The organism is Mesorhizobium sp. M0761 (genome assembly GCF_040320205.1).
Lineage (GTDB): Bacteria > Pseudomonadota > Alphaproteobacteria > Rhizobiales > Rhizobiaceae > Mesorhizobium.
This window is the reverse complement of the sequence record NZ_JAMYPF010000002.1, coordinates 155,166-175,067: the sequence shown is the minus strand read 5'-3', so window position 1 is coordinate 175,067 and position 19,902 is coordinate 155,166. Positions and strand designations below refer to the sequence as shown.

Sequence of the window (19,902 nt, the reverse complement as noted above, 5' to 3'; positions counted from 1 at the left end):
GCCCATGACCGACGCTGTTTTCAGGAACTTCATCGACGGCCGCTTCGACGAGCCGTCCGCCACGTTCGACAGTGTCGACCCCTCGACCGGGACGGCCTGGGCCAGGATGCCGGCGGCGAGCGAAGCCGATGTCGACCGTGCCGTCGGGGCGGCGCACCGCGCACTGCGCTCAGACCTATGGCGAAGGATGACTGCGACAGCGCGTGGAAAACTGCTGGTCAAGCTCGGCGACCTCGTCGCCGCCAACGTCGGGCGGCTTGCAGAACTCGAGACGCGCGACACCGGCAAGATCATCCGCGAAACCCGCGCCCAGATCGCCTATGTCGGCGACTACTACCGCTATTATGGCGGGCTTGCCGACAAGCATGAAGGCACGCATGTGCCTGTTGACAAGGCGGATCTCGACGTCACCATACGCAGCGAACCGATCGGCGTCGTTGCCGCGGTGGTGCCGTGGAATTCGCAGCTCTTCCTCTCGGCCGTCAAGCTCGGCCCGGCGCTCGCCGCCGGCTGCACCATCGTGCTCAAGGCCTCCGAAGATGGGCCGGCGCCGCTGCTTGCCTTTGCCGAATTGGTTCATGAGGCCGGCTTTCCAGCCGGTGTCGTCAACATCCTCACCGGCTTTGGCCATGATTGCGGCCGGCGCCTGACCAGCCATCCGCTGGTTTCGCGCGTCGCCTTCACCGGCGGTCCGTCGACGGCGCGCGCCGTCGTCAGGAACACGGCGGAAAACCTTGCCTACACCACGCTCGAACTCGGTGGCAAAAGCCCGGTCGTCGTCTTTGCCGACGCCGACCTCGACAGTGCCGCCAATGCGGTGGTCGCCGGCATTTTCGCGGCGACCGGCCAGAGCTGCGTCGCCGGCTCGCGGCTGCTGGTTGAACGTTCGGTGAAGGATGAATTCCTCGCTCGCCTGAAGCGCAAGGCCGAGGCGATTCGCATCGGCGATCCGCAGGATCCGGCGACCGAAATGGGTCCGCTCGCCACGCTGCGGCAGCGCGACTGGATCGAGAAGGTTGTCGCGGAAAGCCTCACCGCGGGCGGCATGCTGGTCACCGGTGGAACACGGCCAGTCGGCAGCGGCTTCTACTACGCACCGACCATCATCGATGCCGGCGGCAGCGACCTGCCCTGCGTGCGGGAGGAATTGTTCGGACCGGTGCTCAGCGTGCTTGCCTTCGACAGCGAAGCGCAGGCGCTGGCACTCGCCAATGACACTCCGTTCGGCCTGGCTTCCGGCGTGTTCACCAGCAATCTCAGCAAGGCGCATCGCATGGCGCGCGACATCCATGCCGGCGTTGTCTGGGTCAACACCTATCGCGCCGTATCGCCGCTCGTTCCGTTCGGCGGCTACGGCCTGTCGGGCCTCGGCCGCGAAGGCGGTCTCGACGCCATCAGAGACTACACGCGCTCGAAATCCGTATGGATCAACACCTCGGACGAGCCGATCCCCGATCCCTTCGTCATGCGCTGAGTTGCGCAGGACGCAGGTGCACTGAGAAAAACAAGAACAGACCAACAGAGGAGAATGACAATGAAATTGATTTTGACCGGCCTGCTGGCCGGACTGCTCGCGGCGACAGCCGCCAAGGCCGATGAGATGGCGTTCACCAGCTGGGGCGGCACCACGCAGGAGGCGCAGACCAAGTCCTGGGCCGCCCCCTTCGAGGCCAGCTCCAGCATCAAGGTTTTGCAGGATGGACCGACCGACTACGGCAAGCTCAAGGCCATGGTCGACGCCGGCAACGTCACCTGGGATGTCGTCGACGTGGAGATGGATTTCGCCATCAAGGCCGCCAAGGACGGACTGCTCGAGCCGATCGACTATGCGGTCGTGCCCAAGACCGATCTCGACCCGCGCTTCAGCAATGAGCATGCCGTCGGCAGCTTCTACTATTCCTTCGTGCTCGCCTGGAACAAGGGCGCGGTCGCGAGCGAACCGGCCGGCTGGGCCGACATGTTCGACACCAAGAAGTTTCCCGGCAAGCGGACCTTCTACAAATGGTCGGCGCCGGGCGTGATCGAGATCGCTCTGCTGGCCGACGGCGTGCCGGCGGACAAGCTCTATCCGCTCGACCTCGACCGTGCCTTCAAGAAGCTCGACACCATCAAGTCCGACATCGTCTGGTGGGGCGGCGGTGCCGAGTCGCAGCAGTTGATCGCCTCCGGCGAGGCCGCCTTCGGGCAATTGTGGAACGGGCGCGTCTTCGCCCTTCAGCAGGACGGCACCGATGTCGGCGTCTCCTGGAACCAGAACCTCACCGCCGCCGACGTGCTCGTCGTGCCGAAGGGTACCAAGAACAAGGCCAGCGCGATGAAGTTCCTTGCCGCCGCCACCAGCCCGACCGGCCAAGCGAAATTCGCCGAAGCAAGCGGCTATGCGCCCATCAACACCAAGGCCAAGGCGGAGATGCCGGCCGATTCCGTCAAGGCCCTGCCAGATGCCCATGTCGAGGGCCAGATCAACCTGGACATGAACTACTGGGCGGAGCATCGCGACGAGATCGCGACGCGCTGGTATGCCTGGCAGACCAAGTAACGCCGTTGCAGACCGAGGGGGCGCGGCTTGCGCGCCCCGTTTCGAGACAGGACCGCTCGATGCAAGGAAATTCTCCTAGACGCGGCTCGATCGTCGGCCTGCCGACCGGCAGTGGCAGCGCCTTGCCGGCCCTGCTCCTGGTCGGGCTGTTCTTTATCGTGCCGGTGGTCGCCCTGCTGCTGCGCAGCGTCACCGATCCCGAACCGGGCTTACAGAACTACGCGGCGCTGTTCGGCAGCGGCACCTATGTGCGGGTGTTCCTCAACACCTTCCTGGTTGCATCGGTCGTAACCGCCGTCACCATCCTGGTGGCTTTCCCCGTCGCCTGGATGCTGGCGATCATGCCGCCCGCCCTGGGCTCGATCGTCTTCGGCATCATCATCCTGTCTATGTGGACGAACCTTCTTACCCGCACCTATGCGTGGATGGTGCTGCTGCAGCGCACCGGTGTCATTAACCGGGCACTGATGGGCCTGGGCATCATTCACGAACCGCTGCCGCTCATCAACAATCTGGCCGGCGTCACCATCGGCATGGTCTACATCATGCTGCCCTTCATGATCCTGCCGCTGGTCGGCACACTGAGGTCGATAGACCCGATGACGCTGCGCGCGGCAGCCCTTTGCGGCGCAAGCGCGTTCGAGGCCTTCCGCCGCATCCTCTTGCCGCTGTCGCTTCCCGGCGTCGCTGCTGGCGGCCTGATGGTCTTCGTCATGTCGCTTGGCTACTTCGTCACCCCGGCCCTGCTCGGTGGCACATCGAACATGATGCTGGCCGAGATGATCGCCCAGACGGTGCAGTCGCTGCTCAACTGGGGGCTCGGCAGTGCGGCCGCCTTTGTCCTGCTTGCCGTCACCATGGCGCTCTACGCGATCCAGTTTCGCCTGGTTGGGGCCAGGCGCGCCGGGGGAGGGACCTGACATGCTGCTCGACTATGAACGGCTCGGATGGCTGCGGATGGTGCTTGGCGGCTTCACGGCGGCCGTCACGGCTTTCCTGCTGCTGCCGGTGGTCTTCATCGTGCTCCTGTCATTCGGCTCGTCGCGCTGGCTGGCCTTTCCGCCACCCGGCTGGACGCTGAAATGGTATCAGCAATTACTGGGCGACCCGACCTGGATCGATGCCGCGCTGACCAGTGCCCGAATTGCCGCCATGGCCGCTATCCTCGCCGTCATCATCGGCCTGTTCGCCTCCTTCAGCCTGGTCAGGGGTGAGTTTCGCGGACGCCAGGTCCTGCGCGGCTTGCTGTTGACGCCGATGGTGCTGCCGGTGGTCGTTTTCGCCATCGCCATCTACGCCTTCTTCCTGCGCATCGGCCTTGCCGGCACCACGGTCGGCTTCGTCATCGCCCACACCATCTTGGCGCTGCCTTTCGCCATCATTCCGATCACGGCCGCGCTCGAGGGTTTTGACAAATCCATCGAGGACGCGGCCATCGTCTGCGGCGCCAGCCCGCTGCAGGCGAGGCTTAGGATCACCTTGCCGTCGATCAGGATCGGCATCTTCTCGGCGGCGATCTTCTCTTTCCTGGCCTCATGGGACGAGGTCGTGGTGGCGATCTTCATGGCGAGCCCGAGCTTGCAAACCTTGCCGGTGAAAATCTGGGGCAGCCTGCGCGCCGACCTCAGCCCGGTCGTCGCCGCCGCCTCCAGCCTGCTTGTCGGCTTGACCTTGTGCCTGATGATCGTGACCGCACTTCTTCGCAGAAAATTGTCCAGATGATCCCTCCCTTCCTGTCCATACGCGCAGTAAGAAAGACGTTCGGTGCCTTCGTCGCCGTCCACGACGTCACCATCGATGTGCCCAAGGGCGAGTTCCTGACGTTCCTCGGCCCGTCGGGCTCCGGCAAGTCGACCACGCTGTACGCCATCGCCGGTTTCCAGGATCCGAGCTCGGGCGATGTGCTCCTGGAGGACAGGTCGCTGCTTTCGGTGCCGTCGCACAAGCGCAACATCGGCATGGTGTTCCAGCGCTACACCCTTTTTCCGCATCTGAGCGTCGCCGAGAACGTCGCCTTTCCGCTGCGCGTGCGCCGCCGGCCCGACGGTGAGGTCAAGCGCAAGGTTGCCGACATGCTGGCGCTGGTGCGCCTCGAAAACTTCGCCGACCGCCATCCGGGCGCGCTGTCTGGCGGCCAGCAGCAGCGCGTGGCGCTTGCACGCGCGCTGGCCTACGACCCACCGATCCTCTTGATGGACGAACCGCTGTCGGCACTCGACAAGAAGTTGCGCCAGGAGATCCAGGCCGAGATCCGCCGCATCCACCGCGAGACAGGCGTCACGATCCTCTATGTCACGCATGACCAGGAGGAGGCGCTGCATCTTTCGGATCGCATCGCTCTGTTCAGGGAAGGCCGTATCGAACAGATCGGCACCGGTGAGGATCTTTACCTCCGGCCGGCGAGCGAGTTTGTCGCCGGCTTCATCGGCAACTCGAATTTCCTGCCGGCCGAGCATCTGCTAACCGCAGGTGGCGCGTCGACGGTCCGCCTGGCCGACGGCTCGATCGTGACCGGCGTAAAGACGACAACATCCTTTGGTCAAGGTCAAAAGGTGCGCCTGATGGTACGCCCCGAAGCCTTCCGCCTGACGCCCGGGCCAGCGAGCGCAGCACTCGGCGTCGAGATCGTCGATACCGCCTTCTTCGGCGACCGCCGGCGCATCGTGGCGCGCACGGCGGCCGGAGAAGATATCGACGTCAGGCCGACCTCCGATGCAGAGGAAGCGGACAGCGCCATCGCACCGGGTCAACGCATTTTCTTCGATCCTGCCTCGGCGTTCCTGTTCCCTGGCTAGGGCTTGGATTGCGCCCTGTCAGGTCGATTCCATTGCGGCATGAAAGTCCGCTTGTGAAAATTCGTGCTTAGAAGCTGACAGTCCCCTTTCGGCCCCATTGCTGCCATTCTGTAGAAGAGGCATCTGTGGCCAATTGGTACATACGTCACGAGTGGCTTTTCCAGCGTGGCAACACCAGTCCATCATAGGTAACCCGATCGATCTCAGCTTTCAGCCGCTCCAGCGAGATGCCGCGATCCATAACTCCATCGCTCCGGCGCATTCGTCCATAGCTGCGGCCGACACCGCCACCAGCATGGCCGGTGAACGCATGGTGGACTTCCTCGGAAATTCCGGCCTCGCGGCAAGCTCGTTTGAAGGTATGCCGGAACGAGTGAAATGTTTTCGACGGGCTGTCGACGGCGTACTCACCCAAGTAGCGGCCAAACCACTTCGACCACAACTTTGCTTTTGGTCCAATTGGCGAACTGAACTCGGCCCAAAGTGGATCGTCAGCCTTTGCCTTCTTCGCTCGCTCAGCGACATAGTCGAGTAAACCAGCGGCGATGAGGTCGCGATGAATCGGCACTGACCGAGCCGAGCTCGTAGTCTTCAGGTTCTGATCATCGCCGTCGTCATTGAAGTCGATGAAAGCAATTCCGGCGCCACCGGTACGAATGTCACCGAGCCTGAGCTGCGCAATCTCAGATCGCCGCGCGCCGGCGTAAAGTGCAATGACCGGGAACCAAAAAGCGGCTTCGCCCTTGCCGCCGAGTTGACGCTTCCGTTCGACGAAGACCGGTGAAGAAAATAGCTTGTTCAACTCGTCGACGCTGAATGGCTCGTAATGGCCCTTTTCCATCGTTGATACATCGAAGGTCACATAGAACGGATTGGACCACCCCGAAGCGGCATCGAAGTGTCCGTCCTTCTCAGCCTTGGTCAGAACGCCGGCGAGAAGATTCAGGCTCTTGTTGATGGTCTGAGCGTCCCTTGGCTCGTAGGCGCTGAGATCATTCTTCAGCAATTCGGGCAACCGCATCTTCGCCAGCTTGTGTGGCAGTCGCTTCGGCACGCGAGCGAGCGCGTCGCGAAATTCACGAGTGTGCGTTTTGGTGATCTTGCCGACGTCGAGGTCACCATGCAGCTCGACGAACCTCTGCACGGCCCGCGTCGCTTCGTTGATCGACTCCTGACGTGGCTTCCGAGCCGACCGACTGTTCGACTGCGACCAGTTCGCTAGAGCGGTCGTTAATGGCTGAGCTTTCGTGGTGGGGAGGTCAGGGGTTGCGATCTCCTCTCCGTTTAGCCGCGCCGCAATAGCTTGCACGGCCTTACTCTGCGCCCTGATGAACGCTAGCTCAAGCTGCCGCCAGGCGGGATCATCCGGGTGGAGTACTATCCCGGCGTCCTCGACGGACTTGTTGATGATCCCGTGGATCGCTTCACTGCCGCGCATTTTAGCAACTTCATCACGCGACAACTTGTCGAGCGAGGCTACGATTGCCCGATACGCCGCAATGTCACCGTCAGTCATGCCGGCTCCATCCGGCGAAAAGGCACCGGTGTCGAGATCGAGCCCAAGACCCTTCCTGCGCAATGCCTCGTCGTTTCTCATCAGCCTCGCGGTGTGAGCGGCTGCAAGCGCATCGATCGTGGCTGGCGCGATCTCTGCCGGCGGCCCGTCAGTAATTGATTTCCTAGCAAGATCGACGAGACGGTGAGCTTCTTCGATCAAAGGAAGGGCGGCTCGTTCGGCTGTTCGCTGATCGTTGGTTCGCAACGATTTGACCAGCTCGTTCTTAAATCGGCCAGACCTGCGGTTCACGCACCATTCGACAGCTTCCGGCCAAGGCATCGGGAATGGCCGACCGGCTATGTCGTCAGGCAGAGCGAACCGGAATTCAAACCGGTTCGCGCGACGTTGGATGTATTTCATGCGCGCCATTTTACACCCCGAATGTAGCACGCGAAAGTAGCACGCGTGCGGATCAGATAGCAGTAAAATCAACGCTTTAAGTGATATCAAGCACTTACTTGAAGAGTGGCGCGCCCGAAGAGATTCGAACTCCTGACCCCCAGATTCGTAGTCTGGTGCTCTATCCAGCTGAGCTACGGGCGCGCAACAGGCCATGCTTTACATAGCCCCGCTAACCGATCCTGACGACCGGCCGCGACAAGACGTGTTCCCTAGCGACTGAATTTCCGAAAAGCAAGCCAATCCGGCAAAAGTTTTGTCGCAGCTGCTTTCGACGGTGCCGATCAAAGGGGTGCTGAGATTCAGCTCAGTCCGGCTTCGGCTGAATATCAATACAGCTCAGGCAGGGCGGCGCAGGCCGTTGCGGGCCTGGTCGAGGCGGACCGGCTGGTCGGGGATGGTGACGGCGAAGGTGGTGCGGCCGCCGATCGATTCGACCAGTTCCACCGTGCCGCCATGGGCGCGGATCAGCTCGTGCGCGATGGCCAGGCCAAGGCCGGTGCCGCCGCTGCGGGCCGAGCCTCGAAACGCCGCGAACAGGTTTTCTCGCGCCTTCGCCGGCAGGCCGGGACCGGTGTCGGTGACAATGATGCGGCTTACGCTGCCTATGCGCTCGGCCGATACGGCGAGCCGGCGCACCAGCGCGCTCTCGGCGTCGGCCGCCATCGCCTGCACCGCGTTTCGGCACAGATTGGTGAGCACGCGAAACAGCTGGTCGGAATCGGCATCGACCTCGAAGGCGAGCTCGACGGCATTGACGAATTCGATGCCGTCCTCGATGTCGAGCAGGCCGTGGACGTCGTCGACCAGCTGGCGCAGCCGCAAGCGGCGGCGTGAGGGCGCCGGCTCCTGCGTGCGACCATAGTGGAGCACACCTTCGGAATAGGAGACGGCGCGGTCGAGCGCGCGCAACAGCTTTGGCGCGAAGGCCTGCACCGTCGGGTCCTTGACCAGGCGCAGGCGGTCCGACATCAGCTGCGCCGAGGCCAGGATGTTGCGCATGTCATGGTTGATCTTGGAGACGGCGAGGCCAAGATCGGCAAGATGCTTCTGCTCCGACAGCATCTTTTGCAGCCGTTCCTGCATCTGCGACAGTTCGCGCTCGGCAACGCCGATCTCGTCGGCACGGGCGGCCGGGTGGATGATGCGCCCTGGATCGTCGGGCGCCTCGGAGAAGGACAGCATCGAGCGCGTCATGGTGCGGATCGGGCCGATCATGATCAGGTCGATCGCGGCATAGACCAGCATTGCGGTGAACAGCGAGATCAGCAGCGAGACGAAGGCGACGTTGCGCGAATAGCGCAGCATGGCGTTGCGGAGGGAATAGTCGGGCATGATCAGCTCGAATTCCTTGTCGCTGTCGCCGACCGGGCCGAACACCCGCAGCATGCGCTTGCCGCCGAAGAACAGCGTATCCAGCGCCCCGGTCATGCCCTTGATCATGCCGACATTGGCGATGTCGATGTGCTCGTCGACCTGCGGCGGCATCTCGGCCACCACCAGCAGGCGCGATACGCCGCCGTCGCGCACCGCGATCGCCTTGGCGCCGATTGCCATCAGCACGTCGTTCTGGGCGGCGCGGGAGAGCGAATTGGGCTCGCCCTGCACCAGCACGATCGACACCGCGGCAGCGGTGCTTAGCCGCTCCTTCAGCCAGGCCAGGCGGTAGCTGGCGATCCAGGGCAGGAAAATGAGGACTTCGGCCAGGAGCACGAAGACAATGGTGAGCAAGAGCAGCTTGGTCGACAGGCCGCGCGCCAAGGGCACTGAACGATTGGGCACCGAACGGCTCGCAACCGGGCGAACGGTCGCCGGGCTGGCATCGGCTGTCGCCGGGCCGCTCCCTTCATCCGCTGATGCAACTTCGCTCATTAAGGCCTGTCTTCACAAACGCTTGATCCGTTGAGATTAGGCGATTGCGGCTTTTTTGCCAATTTCATCCTTCGTTGGACGATGGTACCAGCAATAAAAATAGCCTCGAACGGGGTGTCGCGTCGTGACGAACTGGCAGTTCGCACTGCGACGAACTGGTATTCGCGCCGCGACGAACTGGTATTCGCGCCGCGACGAACTGACGTTCGCGCCGGATTGACTCCCAAAACCCTTCTTTCTATAAGCCGCTCACGCTCGGGCCATTCGTCCCGGCGCGGTTTCGATCGCGCCAATGCCGGCCCGGCAAAGCTCCTGTTACACAGTGACAGAATCAAGAAGGGCCGCACCCCGCGGTATTAAAACAAATGAAGCGTACCTACCAACCGTCCAAACTCGTCCGCAAACGCCGGCACGGTTTCCGTGCTCGCATGGCCACCAAGGGTGGTCGCGGCGTCGTCGCAGCTCGCCGCAACCGCGGCCGCAAGCGGCTCAGCGCCTGAACGGAAGACGAGATCGTTGCCCGCAACCGGCAAGCCAGTGGGACCAAACCCCAAGCGGCTTCTGAAACGTGCGGAATTCCTGGCCGTCCGCCGCGGTGAAAAGCGGCGCGGGCGGCTTTTTCTCGTCGAAGTTCTCGACCGCAATGACGGCCTGCCGCCGCGCGTCGGCTTCACCGTCACCAAGAAGGTGGGCAATGCGGTTGTCCGCAACCGCGTCAGGCGGCGGCTGAAAGAAGCCGTGCGCACCCATGCCGCAAGTGACATGGCGCCCGGCAATGACTATGTCATCGTCGGGCGTGAAGACGTGCTCACCATTCCGTTCGGCCAGTTGAAGGCCGAACTCTCCCGCCGTCTCAGCGGAACACGATAGGCCAAGGGCTTTCGATGGAAAACAACCGGAACTTCTACATCACCATCGTCTTGTCGGTGCTGATCCTCGGGCTGTGGCAATATTTCTATGTGCTGCCGCGCAGCGAACAGCAGCGCGAGGCGGCCCGCATCGAAGAGCAGCGGGCGGCGGAGCAGAAGAAGGCGGCCGAGGCCGCCAACCCCGGCGGCACGCCGGCGCCCGCAGCGCCCGGCGCCATTCCAAACGCGCCCGGCACCTATGTCACGACGCCGGAAGGCCGCGCGCAGGAAGTGGCCAAGACGGCCCGCGTCAACATCGACACGCCGAGCCTGTCGGGCTCGATCAACCTGGCCGGCGCGCGTCTCGACGACCTAAAGCTCAAGCACTATACCGAGACGGTCGACAAGACATCGCCGCAGATCCAGCTGCTCAATCCGCAGGCGCTGCCCACCGGCTATTATGCCGAGATCGGCTTTGTCGGCAGCGACACGACCGGCACGGTGCCGGGCCCGGAAACGGTCTGGAGCGTCGACGGCAATGCGACTCTGACGCCGGCGACGCCAGTGACGCTGACCTTCACCAACGACAAGGGCCTGACCTTCAAGCGCACGATCTCCGTCGACGGCGACTACATGTTCACCGTTTCCGATGCGGTGCAGAATTCAGGCTCGGCCCCGGTCACGCTGTCCAATTACGGCCGCGTCATCCGTTTCGACAAGCCAGCCATTGCCAGCTCCTATGTGCTGCATGAAGGCCTGATCGGCGTCACCGGCACGGAAGGCCTGCAGGAGCACAAATACGCCGACATCGAGAAGAACAAGCTGTATACGCCGAGCAAATCGACCGATGGCTGGCTTGGCATCACCGACAAATACTGGGCGGTCACCCTGGTGCCGACCGAGAAGCAGCCCTTCCAGCCGCACTATGCCTATTACGACAATGGCCGCCCGCGCTACCAGTCGGACTTCCTCACCGACCCGATCACCATTGCCGCCGGCCAGTCGGCGACGGTGGAGACCGAGATCTTCGCCGGCGCCAAGGAAGTCAACAAGATCAACGCCTACGCCCAGGACCGGCAGATCAGGCTGTTCGACCGGCTGATCGATTGGGGGTGGTTCATCTGGATCACCAAGCCGATGTTCTACCTGATCGACACGCTGTACAAATTCTTCGGCAATTTCGGCCTGGCCATCCTTGCCACCACGGTCGTCGTCAAAACCCTCTTCTTCCCGCTCGCCAACAAATCCTATGCGTCGATGGCGAACATGAAGAAGGTGCAGCCCAAGATGCTCGAGATCCGCGAGAAATACGCGGACGACAAGATGAAGCAGCAACAGGCGATGATGGAGCTGTACAAGACCGAGAAGATCAATCCGCTCGCCGGCTGCTGGCCGGTGGCGCTGCAGATCCCGGTGTTCTTCTCGCTCTACAAGGTGCTCTACATCACCATCGAGATGCGGCACGCGCCGTTCTTCGGCTGGATCCAGGATTTGGCCGCGCCCGATCCGACCTCGGTCTTCAACCTGTTCGGCCTGCTGCCCTTCGCGCCACCGGCATTCCTGCCGCATATGGGCGCCTGGGCGGTGGTCATGGGCATCACCATGTTCCTGCAGATGCGCATGAACCCGACGCCGCCGGATCCGACGCAGGCGCAGATCTTCACCTGGATGCCGGTGATCTTCACCTTCATGATGGGCAGCTTCCCGGCCGGCCTCGTCATCTACTGGGCCTGGAACAACACGCTGTCGATCCTGCAGCAGGGCGTGATCATGAAGCGCCAGGGCGCCAAGATCGAATTGTGGGACAATCTGACGGCATTGTTCCGAAAGAAACCCTCGCCGGCTGAATAGAAGGCGCTATTCCGGCAATCAAAGCCCCGGCTCGTCCGGGGTTTTTTTGGACGAGGCGCGCATCACGTTCCCGTGAGGCGCGAAACTTGCGGCGTGCAACCGGCGTGGCTGCTGCTTGTACCGCCAAGGCCGATCAACACCGATCAGCTCTAATCCGAAGACCGCTGTTTTTGATCCGTGACCCCGTCATGTCCATCGCGGGGATGCGGCGCGTGGAATGGGCATTCGCCTTTAAGTATTTGTTATCATTATCGTTTTTTACTCTGCACCGAAACTTTCCCGCAATCGCCGCGTAACTCTTCCCGACAATCGAATCAACAATTGTCGCACCAGAAGGGTTCTCCAATGGCAAAGTCCATCCTCAAGGCATTCTGCTTTTCCGCCGGCCTGGCTCTATCGGGCCTCGCAGCTACGACGGCCTATACGCTCGCCAATCCCGCCGTTGGCGGCGCTGCGATGCTGACCTCGAAGAACATCGTCGAGAACGCCCTCAACTCGCCGATCCACAAGACGCTGGTTGCCGCCGTCAAGGCCGCCGGCCTGGTCGACACGCTGGAAAGCGCGGGACCCTTCACGGTGTTTGCGCCGACCGATTCCGCCTTTAAGAAACTGCCGGCCGGCACCGTCGCCACGCTGGTGAAGCCCGAAAATAAGGACAAGCTGACCAAGATCCTGACCGCCCATGTCGTGGCCGGCAAGATCTCCGCCAAGGATATGATGACCAAGGCCAAGGCGATGGGTGGCAAGTATGAAATGAAGACCGTCAGCGGCGACACGCTGATCGCCGAGGTAAAAAAAGGCGCGCTTTATATCGTCGACGAATCCGGCGGCGCCGCCAAGGTAACGGTCGCCGACGTCAACCAGTCGAACGGCGTCATCCACGTCGTCAACAAGGTGCTGTTGCCGAAGTAACGGTTTTAGGCAACGGCGAATGACGGCGGGCTGCGACGGGCTTTCTCGGTCTGCCTTCCCCACCTCACGGCGAGGTGCCATTCTTTTGAAGCCGTCTTCGACACCACCGGGGTCCTGCTTGTCCTTCGCAGGGCCCCGTTTTTCGTTTCAGGGCGCCTTAGGCGACTGCGCTGCGGTCGACCTGATCGTGATCTGCCGCGGCACCAAGTGAACATCGAAGCCCAGCAGGGCTCGCTCATCGGGCGATTGGTGCTATAGGGCGGATCACGCCATCTAGAATGGCGGCTTTAATTTGCGCCACTCTCGACGGATCTCGCCATGGACGGACCCAACCCAGACATCAAACACCCGATCCCGATGCACACCCGCGTCGGCTTCCTCAAGCCCCTGGTCACCGCGCCGAATATCGAGATCGGCGAGTTCACCTACTATGACGATCCTGACGGACCGGACAAATTCGCCGAGCGATGCGTGCTGCATCATTATCCCTTCATCGGCGACAAGCTGATCATCGGCAAGTTCTGCGCCATCGCGGAGGGCGCGCGCTTCATCATGAACGGCGCCAACCATGCCATGTCCGGCTTTTCCACCTATCCGTTCAACATTTTCGGTCATGGCTGGGAGCAAGGCTTCGACCCGAAGACGTGGTCACAGGAACTGCGCGGCGACACGGTGGTCGGCAATGATGTATGGATCGGCATGGATGCGGTGATCATGCCCGGCGTGTCGGTCGGCAATGGCGCCATCGTGGCGGCGAAATCGGTGGTGACGCATGACGTGTCGGCCTATGCGATCGTCGCCGGCAATGCAGCAAAGGTGGTGAAGATGCGTTTCGACGACAGGACGGTGCGGCGGTTGCTGGCTGTGGCGTGGTGGAATTGGCCGGTGGACAAGATCGGCCGCAACCTCAACGCCATCCGGGGCGCCGATATTTCCAGGCTGGAGGCAGCAATTTGAACGCGCTGGGCAACACCGTCATCGGCACCGACCTGTTCACCAAGGGGTGGATCTTCATCCGCGGCGTGCCGGCGATGAAGTTCCTGCCGCCGGAGGGGCCGCCTGAGATCGCCTTTGCCGGCCGCTCCAATGTCGGCAAGTCGTCGCTGATCAATGCGCTCGTCGGCCATAACGGGCTGGCGCGCACCTCCAACACGCCGGGGCGCACGCAGGAGCTCAACTATTTCGTGCCGGGCGGGTTTTCCGGCGAAGGCACCGACCTGCCGCCAATGGCGCTGGTCGACATGCCGGGCTACGGCTATGCCAGCGCGCCGAAGGAAAAGGTGGACGATTGGACCAAGCTGGTCTTCGACTATCTCAAGGGCCGCGTGACGCTGAAGCGAGTCTATGTGCTGATCGATTCCCGGCATGGCATCAAAGCCAAGGACGACGAGGTGCTGTCACTGCTCGACAAGGCGGCGGTGTCCTACCAGATCGTGCTGACCAAGACCGACAAGATCAAGGCCGCCGGCGTGCCGCGGCTGATCGAAGAGACATTACTGAAGATCAAGAAGCGACCGGCGGCGTTTCCGTTCGTGCTCGCCACGTCGTCGGAAAAGGGCGAGGGTCTGGACGAACTGCGCGCGGCGATCGTGCTGGCGGCCAATGGCGGTTAAAAGCAACTCCGGGAAAAGTGTGAAGCGGTTTTCCGTCCGGAGTTGCGAAAAAAGACCTTTGGCTAACTAGGCCTTTGCCTTGGACTTCGCCTCGAGCGCGATCATCTGATGGCTTTCTTCCTCGGCAAGCTTTTCGGTGCCGTAGGACTTCAGGAACAGGCTGACGCCCGACCGCACGATGTGGTCGATTTCATCCTGGCTCGGCGCCTTGGTGCGGTAGGCGAAGATGCACTGGCGAAACAGGCCGGCGAGGCACAGTTCGGTGAATTGATAGGCGGCAAGATCGACATCATCGATCTTGAGCAGGCCGCGTTCGATGGCTGCATTGAGGAACTTGACCACCTTGTCGTGGCCGCGTTTGGGGCCACGTTCGTAAAACCGCGCGCCCATGTCCGGTATCCTGTCGGAGGCGCCGATCACGGTGCGTTGCGCCTGGATGACCTTGGCCGAGGTGATCTTCATCGACAGCACCTTGCCGAATTTCACCAGCGTCTGGCGCAGATCGTCGGCGCGGTCGAGCATGTCGTACATGTTCTTGAAGATGGTGCCGCGCTCTTCCTCGATCAGCGCCTCGAACAGCTCTTCCTTGTTGGCGAAGTAGACATAGATCGTGCCCTTGGAGACGCCGGCCTCGCGGGTAATGTCGTTCATCGACGCCGCTTCGAAGCCCTTGTCGATGAACACGCGCCGCGCGCCCTCAATGATCTGGCTGCGCTTGACCGGATCCTGGCCCGCCGCCGGGCGGCCGCGACGCGCACTATCCAGCACATCGCACCGATCATTTTCGACGTCGGGTAACGTGTCGGCCATTAAAGTCACACCTCGCGAAATAATTCGAACCGAGCGGTTCGATTGCTCTTGATATGGGCCCGCCTTAGCGCTATGTCAACGTTCGCATCGAACCGAACGGTTCAGTATAACACATTTTCCTTATGTAGCTACGGTAGCGAGATATCATGTCCTCGAACACGCCAACCACCGCCGAAGTCCGCCCCTTTCCCAACGCCAAGGTCTCGCCGGTTATCGAAGCGCCGGAAGCGCCCATCAAGCCTGCCGCCGAAGTTTTGGCCGAGGTGCCGGCCAAGAAGAAGCGGTCGGCTCGCTCGTTGATGCTGCCGATCATCGGCCTCGCTCTGCTCAGTGCCGGCGCCTGGTATGGCTATAATTACTGGACCGACGGCCGGTTCCTGATTTCGACCGACGATGCCTATGTCCAGGCCGACATGTCGTTCGTCTCGCCGAAGATTTCCGGCTATGTCGATCAAGTCAAGGTCTCGGAGAACCAGCAGGTCAAGGCCGGCGATCCGCTGCTGACGATCGACGACGGCGACTACAGAATAGCCGTTGCCCAGGCGGAGGCGCAGATCGCCACGCTGGCCAAGACGCTCGACCGTATCGACGCGCAGACCAAGGCGGCGCAAGCTTCGCTGCAACAGGCGCAGGCGCACAAGGTCGCCGACCAGGCGGCAGCCGACAACGCCGCTCGCGCCCAGCAGCGCGCCGCGCAACTGGTCAAGACGCATGTCGGCACGCAGGCGCAACTGGACGATGCCCAGACCGCTCTCGACCAGGCCAATGCGGCCCTTGTCGGCGCCGACGCGCAGATTGCAGCCGCACAGGCCAATATCGGCGTGTTCGAAGCGCAGCGCGCCGAATCGGCCAGCACGCTGGCTTCGCTGCGGCTGAACCGCGACAAGGCCGCGCGCGATCTGTCCTTCACCGTGCTCAAGGCGCCTTATGACGGCGTCGTCGGCAACCGCTCGGTCGAGCAGGGCGACCTCGTCAGCCCCGGCCAGAAGCTCGCCGTCGTGGTGCCGCTGGACAAGCTCTACATCGTTGCCAACTTCAAGGAGACGCAGCTGGCCAAGCTGGTGCCCGGCGAGAAGGTTCGGGTCTCGGTCGACGCCACGGACGGCCATGATTTCGAAGGCACGGTGTCGTCGCTGGCGCCGGCTTCGGGTGCCGTGTTCTCGCTCCTGCCGCCGGAAAATGCCACCGGCAACTTCACCAAGGTGGTGCAGCGCATCCCGGTTCGCATCGACGTCCCGGCCGATGTGCTGAAGGCAGGCAGGCTGCGCGCCGGCCTGAGCGTCGTTGTCGCCGTCGACAGCCGCACGGCTCCGGCCGCGGCGAACTGAGCGAAAGCCGGGAGCAACGCCATGGCAACCGCAACCATAACAGCAGGAGCGGCGCCGGCCATGCCAGCGGTGCCGACGACCATCTCGACGCGCCGCCTCATCGCCTTCCTGGCGATGGTGTTCGGCATGTTCATGGCGATCCTCGACATCCAGATCGTCTCAGCCTCGCTGGCCGAGATCCAGGCCGGCCTCAGCGCCAGTTCCGACGAAATCCCATGGGTGCAGACCGCCTATCTGATCGCCGAAGTGGTGATGATCCCGCTGTCGGGCTTCCTCAGCCGGATGCTGTCGACGCGCGTGCTGTTTGCAGGCGCCGCGGCCGGCTTCACGGCGGCCAGCGCGCTGGCCGCGACCGCCACCAACATCGACCAGATGATCGTCTACCGAGCCATCCAGGGCTTTATCGGCGGCGGCATGATCCCGAGCGTTTTCGCCGCCGCCTTCACCATCTTCCCGCCGTCGCGCCGCGCCATGGTGTCGCCGATGATCGGCCTGGTGGCGACGCTGGCGCCGACCATCGGCCCGACCGTCGGCGGCTATATCAGCCATGCCATGTCGTGGCACTGGCTGTTCCTCATCAATGTCATTCCAGGCATTCTGGTGACGGTCACGACCTGGACCCTGATCGATTTCGACAAGCCCAATCTCGGCCTGTTCAGCAAGTTCGACTGGTGGGGCCTTGCCGGCATGGCGGCGTTTCTCGGCTGCATGGAATATGTGCTCGAGGAAGGTCCGAACCATGACTGGCTGCAGGAACAGGCCGTGTTCATCTGCGCCATCATCATGGTTGTCGGTGCGGCGCTGTTCTTCTGGCGTGCCTTCACCGCCGAGGAGCCGATCGTCGATCTCAGGGCCTTCACCAACGTCAATTTCGCCTTCGGTTCGCTGTTCTCCTTCGTCATCGGCATCGGCCTGTACGGTCTGACCTATCTCTACCCGGTGTTCCTCGGGCGCATCCGCGGCTACGATTCCATGATGATCGGCGAAGCCTTGTTCGTCAGCGGCCTGGCGATGTTCGTCACTGCGCCGATTTCCGGCATCCTGTCGAGCAAGATGGATTTGCGCATCATGATGATGATCGGGCTGTTCGGCTTCGCTGCCGGCACATGGTGGATGACGCATCTGACCGCCGACTGGGATTTCTGGGAATTGCTGATCCCGCAGATCCTGCGCGGCAGCTCGATGATGCTGTGCATGGTGCCGATCAACAACATTGCGCTCGGCACCTTGCCGCCGGACCGGCTGAAGAACGCGTCGGGCCTGTTCAACCTGACCCGCAACCTCGGCGGTGCGGTCGGCCTTGCCGTCATCAACACCGTGCTGATCGATCGCAGCGCCTTCCACTACGCCAGGCTGGCCGAGCATGTGGAATGGGGCAGTGCGGCGGCGCAGACCAAGCTGCAGAACATGACGCTCGACTTCCAGCAGACTCCCGGCCTCGACGCCACCAAGGCGGCGATCTCCAAACTGTCGGGCATGGTCCAGCAGCAGGCGTCGCTGCTGTCGTTCATGGATGTGTTCACCATGCTGACCGTGCTGTTCGCGACCATGGCGGTCTTCACCCTGGTCATCGCCAAGCCGGCGCCGCCCGCGGGCAGCGGCGGCGGAGGCCATTGAGCGCGCCGGACCCCCCGCCTGGCGCGCTCATGTGTGACCCCGGAAATCACCCCCGATTTCCGGGGTCACGCTTAAGCATCGATCGTTGTCAAGCTCCTTGGTCGAACACCCGGCGCGCTATGCTGCGGCAGGCGGCCCAAACCATTTGGTCAGCGAGTCGGTTAGCCCGGCTGCTTCAGGGCCGCCGACCCAGGCCACATAACCGTCAGGCCGGACCAGCACTGCGCGTGGGGCTTCGACTGCCCCCAGCACCGGAAGCTCCCATGCGCCATCGTAGCTGGCGTCGACCAGCTGAATCCGCTCCACCCACTGGCCGATACCAAAAGCGCCGGGCTCACCAAGATTAAGCAGCAGCGGCCGAGCGTCATGCAGCAGGGCGAAAACCGGCAGCGGACCGGCAGCGGTGACGAGGTCGAGATCCGGCATGCGACGCCCCAGCAGCGGATGCCCCTCGCCAAGATCGTAGTGGATGTCCAGGCCGGACAACATGCCGGCAAAACGCTTGCGCGGCTCTTCCATGCCGAGAAGTTCCGACACTGTATCGCGCAGCGCCTTGGTGCGCTCGTCTTCGCGACGGAGCACGACCGACGCCATGGTGTTTTTCATCACACGCGCGGCAATCGGGTGGCGCTCTGCCTGGTAGCTGTCGAGCAGGCTTTCGGGCGCAGTTTTCCTGACCACCTGGGCGAGCTTCCAGCCCAGATTGACCGCGTCCTGCACGCCGGTCTGCAGCCCCTGTCCACCGTCCGGTGGATGCACGTGCGCGGCGTCGCCTGCCAGCAGCACCCGCCCCTTGCGGTATGAGGCTGCCTGCCGGGTCATGTCGGTGAAGCGGGCCAGCGATGTTGGATTGTGGACGCCGTAATCGGTGCCGTAGACGGCAATGAGCGCCTCGCTGAGCTCATGCAATGTGGGCACGCCGCCGGCCCCGACCTCGCGTTCGGTCACCAGCACCCGCACCGTACCGTCTTCCAGTCTGCTGAGGCCGTGAATTCCGATGGCATCGCGGTGGATACCCCATTGCGGCTCTTCTGTTACCTCGATCTCGGCGATCAAATTGCTGGTTGTCGGCTCGGAACCGGGGAACTCTATGCCCCCCGCCTTGCGCACGAGGCTTCTGCCGCCGTCGCAGCCGACAAGATAATCGGCACGAAGCGACCCGCCATCTGTCAGCGCGACATCGACGCCGCCTGCATCCTGCACGAAGCCTGTCACCTCGCGGCCACGGTAGACCGTGACGCCAAGTTCATCGACCCAGCAGGCAAGGATGCGCTCGATGTGCTTTTGCCACAGCGCCAGCCCGTAATTGTGGCGGGTGGGGAAGTCGCTGATATCAAGCGAAACGCCGGCGAAACCCGCGACCTGGGCGGTCTGGCCTTGCGACAGGAACCGATCGGCAATGCCGCGCTGGTCGAAGATCTCGATGGTGCGCGAATGCAGGCCGCCCGAGCGCGCGCCGGCGAGGTCCTGGTTCTCGCGCCGCTCGACGATGGCGACATCGATGCCGGCCAGGGAAAGCTCGCCGGCCAGCATCAACCCGGTCGGGCCGCCGCCGGCGATCACCACGGAATGGGATATTCGCGGCCGGTCCGCATCAACACCGTCGGTCGATTTGGCGGTCGATTTGGGCTCGCCGTCGCGAGCCCGTGCTTCAGTTCGTTGCATAGGTTCTGGCCCTCTCGTTAAGGGCTGCGGAATCTACGCATAAAAAGCCGTCTGCCAATTCTTGAAGTTGACTGTTTTCGCCCCATTTCAAGAGA

General features: G+C 62.7%; 17 protein-coding genes and 1 tRNA gene. 13 read left to right on the top strand and 5 right to left on the bottom strand.

Translation table 11 applies throughout. The annotated features are described in order from the left end of the window. Positions 1-4: 4 nt before the first annotated feature. The 5 genes from NKI32_RS03710 to NKI32_RS03690 are packed head-to-tail and all read left to right on the top strand — an operon-like array spanning position 5 to position 5,334. Positions 5-1,474: an aldehyde dehydrogenase gene (locus tag NKI32_RS03710; protein WP_353001869.1), complete on the top strand. Its 1,470-nt coding sequence runs from the start codon at positions 5-7 to the stop codon at positions 1,472-1,474. A 60-nt stretch (positions 1,475-1,534) separates the two neighbouring features. Beyond that, positions 1,535-2,539 (top strand): ABC transporter substrate-binding protein, encoded by a 1,005-nt coding sequence (locus tag NKI32_RS03705; protein ID WP_023816752.1) that lies wholly within the window; start codon positions 1,535-1,537, stop codon positions 2,537-2,539. 59 nt (positions 2,540-2,598) lie between these two features. Continuing rightward, positions 2,599-3,459, top strand: coding sequence for an ABC transporter permease (locus NKI32_RS03700; protein WP_023835070.1), 861 nt, complete (start codon positions 2,599-2,601; stop codon positions 3,457-3,459). Position 3,460: 1 nt separating this feature from the next. Further along, positions 3,461-4,261 (top strand): ABC transporter permease, encoded by an 801-nt coding sequence (locus tag NKI32_RS03695; protein ID WP_023825143.1) that lies wholly within the window; start codon positions 3,461-3,463, stop codon positions 4,259-4,261. After that, a complete protein-coding gene (locus tag NKI32_RS03690) occupies positions 4,258-5,334 on the top strand; it encodes an ABC transporter ATP-binding protein (protein ID WP_023825142.1) in 1,077 nt (358 codons plus the stop codon). Before NKI32_RS03695 ends, NKI32_RS03690 begins: the two co-directional genes overlap by 4 nt. 145 nt (positions 5,335-5,479) lie before the next feature. Here the strand turns inward: NKI32_RS03690 and NKI32_RS03685 are convergent, their stop codons facing one another. The 3 genes from NKI32_RS03685 to NKI32_RS03675 all read right to left on the bottom strand — a co-directional run bounded on the left by NKI32_RS03685 (position 5,480) and on the right by NKI32_RS03675 (position 9,163). Then, positions 5,480-7,261 carry a tyrosine-type recombinase/integrase gene (locus NKI32_RS03685; protein ID WP_353001866.1) on the bottom strand — a complete coding sequence of 594 codons (1,782 nt, stop codon included), beginning with the start codon at positions 7,259-7,261 and terminating at the stop codon, positions 5,480-5,482. A 97-nt stretch (positions 7,262-7,358) separates the two neighbouring features. Continuing rightward, positions 7,359-7,435: transfer RNA gene (locus NKI32_RS03680), tRNA-Arg, on the bottom strand. Between the two features lie 195 nt (positions 7,436-7,630). After that, positions 7,631-9,163 carry an ATP-binding protein gene (locus tag NKI32_RS03675; protein WP_023672265.1) on the bottom strand — a complete coding sequence of 511 codons (1,533 nt, stop codon included), beginning with the start codon at positions 9,161-9,163 and terminating at the stop codon, positions 7,631-7,633. 365 nt (positions 9,164-9,528) lie between these two features. Between NKI32_RS03675 and rpmH the strand changes: the two genes are divergently transcribed. From rpmH to yihA, 6 genes are all read left to right on the top strand, one after another. After that, the gene (gene rpmH / locus NKI32_RS03670; RefSeq protein WP_008833937.1) at positions 9,529-9,663 is read left to right on the top strand and encodes a 50S ribosomal protein L34; all 135 of its coding nucleotides are present in this window, start codon (positions 9,529-9,531) and stop codon (positions 9,661-9,663) included. 16 nt (positions 9,664-9,679) lie between these two features. Further along, positions 9,680-10,033 carry a ribonuclease P protein component gene (gene rnpA / locus NKI32_RS03665; protein WP_023672264.1) on the top strand — a complete coding sequence of 118 codons (354 nt, stop codon included), beginning with the start codon at positions 9,680-9,682 and terminating at the stop codon, positions 10,031-10,033. Positions 10,034-10,047: 14 nt separating this feature from the next. Next, positions 10,048-11,862: a membrane protein insertase YidC gene (gene yidC / locus NKI32_RS03660; protein WP_023739770.1), complete on the top strand. Its 1,815-nt coding sequence runs from the start codon at positions 10,048-10,050 to the stop codon at positions 11,860-11,862. A 345-nt stretch (positions 11,863-12,207) separates the two neighbouring features. Beyond that, entirely contained in the window at positions 12,208-12,774 is a 567-nt protein-coding gene (locus NKI32_RS03655) for a fasciclin domain-containing protein (RefSeq protein WP_023673244.1), read from the top strand. 318 nt (positions 12,775-13,092) lie between these two features. After that, a complete protein-coding gene (locus tag NKI32_RS03650) occupies positions 13,093-13,731 on the top strand; it encodes a CatB-related O-acetyltransferase (protein ID WP_353001864.1) in 639 nt (212 codons plus the stop codon). Further along, positions 13,728-14,387: a ribosome biogenesis GTP-binding protein YihA/YsxC gene (yihA, locus tag NKI32_RS03645; RefSeq protein ID WP_023696022.1), complete on the top strand. Its 660-nt coding sequence runs from the start codon at positions 13,728-13,730 to the stop codon at positions 14,385-14,387. Before NKI32_RS03650 ends, yihA begins: the two co-directional genes overlap by 4 nt. Positions 14,388-14,453: 66 nt before the next feature. On the opposite strand, the gene NKI32_RS03640 is transcribed toward yihA, so the two are convergent. Next, positions 14,454-15,197 (bottom strand): TetR/AcrR family transcriptional regulator, encoded by a 744-nt coding sequence (locus tag NKI32_RS03640; protein WP_023710413.1) that lies wholly within the window; start codon positions 15,195-15,197, stop codon positions 14,454-14,456. Positions 15,198-15,343: 146 nt separating this feature from the next. Here NKI32_RS03640 and NKI32_RS03635 point away from each other — a divergent pair, with 146 nt between their 5' ends. Further along, positions 15,344-16,525, top strand: coding sequence for an HlyD family secretion protein (locus NKI32_RS03635; protein ID WP_023710412.1), 1,182 nt, complete (start codon positions 15,344-15,346; stop codon positions 16,523-16,525). A gap of 21 nt (positions 16,526-16,546) precedes the next feature. After that, the gene (locus NKI32_RS03630) at positions 16,547-18,142 is read left to right on the top strand and encodes a DHA2 family efflux MFS transporter permease subunit (RefSeq protein ID WP_023744900.1); all 1,596 of its coding nucleotides are present in this window, start codon (positions 16,547-16,549) and stop codon (positions 18,140-18,142) included. Between the two features lie 117 nt (positions 18,143-18,259). On the opposite strand, the gene NKI32_RS03625 is transcribed toward NKI32_RS03630, so the two are convergent. Then, on the bottom strand, positions 18,260-19,807 hold the full coding sequence (locus tag NKI32_RS03625) for an FAD-dependent monooxygenase (protein WP_352838820.1): 1,548 nt from the start codon (positions 19,805-19,807) through the stop codon (positions 18,260-18,262). Between the last annotated feature and the right edge of the window lie 95 nt (positions 19,808-19,902).

Excerpts from the sequence above, each read along its gene's own strand:
- NKI32_RS03710 (WP_353001869.1), top strand. The coding sequence starts at position 5 with ATGACCGACGCTGTTTTCAGGAACTTCATCGACGGCCGCTTCGACGAG.
- NKI32_RS03705 (WP_023816752.1), top strand. The coding sequence starts at position 1,535 with ATGAAATTGATTTTGACCGGCCTGCTGGCCGGACTGCTCGCGGCGACA.
- NKI32_RS03700 (WP_023835070.1), top strand. The coding sequence starts at position 2,599 with ATGCAAGGAAATTCTCCTAGACGCGGCTCGATCGTCGGCCTGCCGACC.
- NKI32_RS03695 (WP_023825143.1), top strand. The coding sequence starts at position 3,461 with ATGCTGCTCGACTATGAACGGCTCGGATGGCTGCGGATGGTGCTTGGC.
- NKI32_RS03690 (WP_023825142.1), top strand. The coding sequence starts at position 4,258 with ATGATCCCTCCCTTCCTGTCCATACGCGCAGTAAGAAAGACGTTCGGT.
- NKI32_RS03685 (WP_353001866.1), bottom strand. The coding sequence starts at position 7,261 with ATGGCGCGCATGAAATACATCCAACGTCGCGCGAACCGGTTTGAATTC.
- NKI32_RS03675 (WP_023672265.1), bottom strand. The coding sequence starts at position 9,163 with ATGAGCGAAGTTGCATCAGCGGATGAAGGGAGCGGCCCGGCGACAGCC.
- rpmH (WP_008833937.1), top strand. The coding sequence starts at position 9,529 with ATGAAGCGTACCTACCAACCGTCCAAACTCGTCCGCAAACGCCGGCAC.
- yidC (WP_023739770.1), top strand. The coding sequence starts at position 10,048 with ATGGAAAACAACCGGAACTTCTACATCACCATCGTCTTGTCGGTGCTG.
- NKI32_RS03655 (WP_023673244.1), top strand. The coding sequence starts at position 12,208 with ATGGCAAAGTCCATCCTCAAGGCATTCTGCTTTTCCGCCGGCCTGGCT.
- NKI32_RS03650 (WP_353001864.1), top strand. The coding sequence starts at position 13,093 with ATGGACGGACCCAACCCAGACATCAAACACCCGATCCCGATGCACACC.
- NKI32_RS03640 (WP_023710413.1), bottom strand. The coding sequence starts at position 15,197 with ATGGCCGACACGTTACCCGACGTCGAAAATGATCGGTGCGATGTGCTG.
- NKI32_RS03635 (WP_023710412.1), top strand. The coding sequence starts at position 15,344 with ATGTCCTCGAACACGCCAACCACCGCCGAAGTCCGCCCCTTTCCCAAC.
- NKI32_RS03630 (WP_023744900.1), top strand. The coding sequence starts at position 16,547 with ATGGCAACCGCAACCATAACAGCAGGAGCGGCGCCGGCCATGCCAGCG.
- NKI32_RS03625 (WP_352838820.1), bottom strand. The coding sequence starts at position 19,807 with ATGCAACGAACTGAAGCACGGGCTCGCGACGGCGAGCCCAAATCGACC.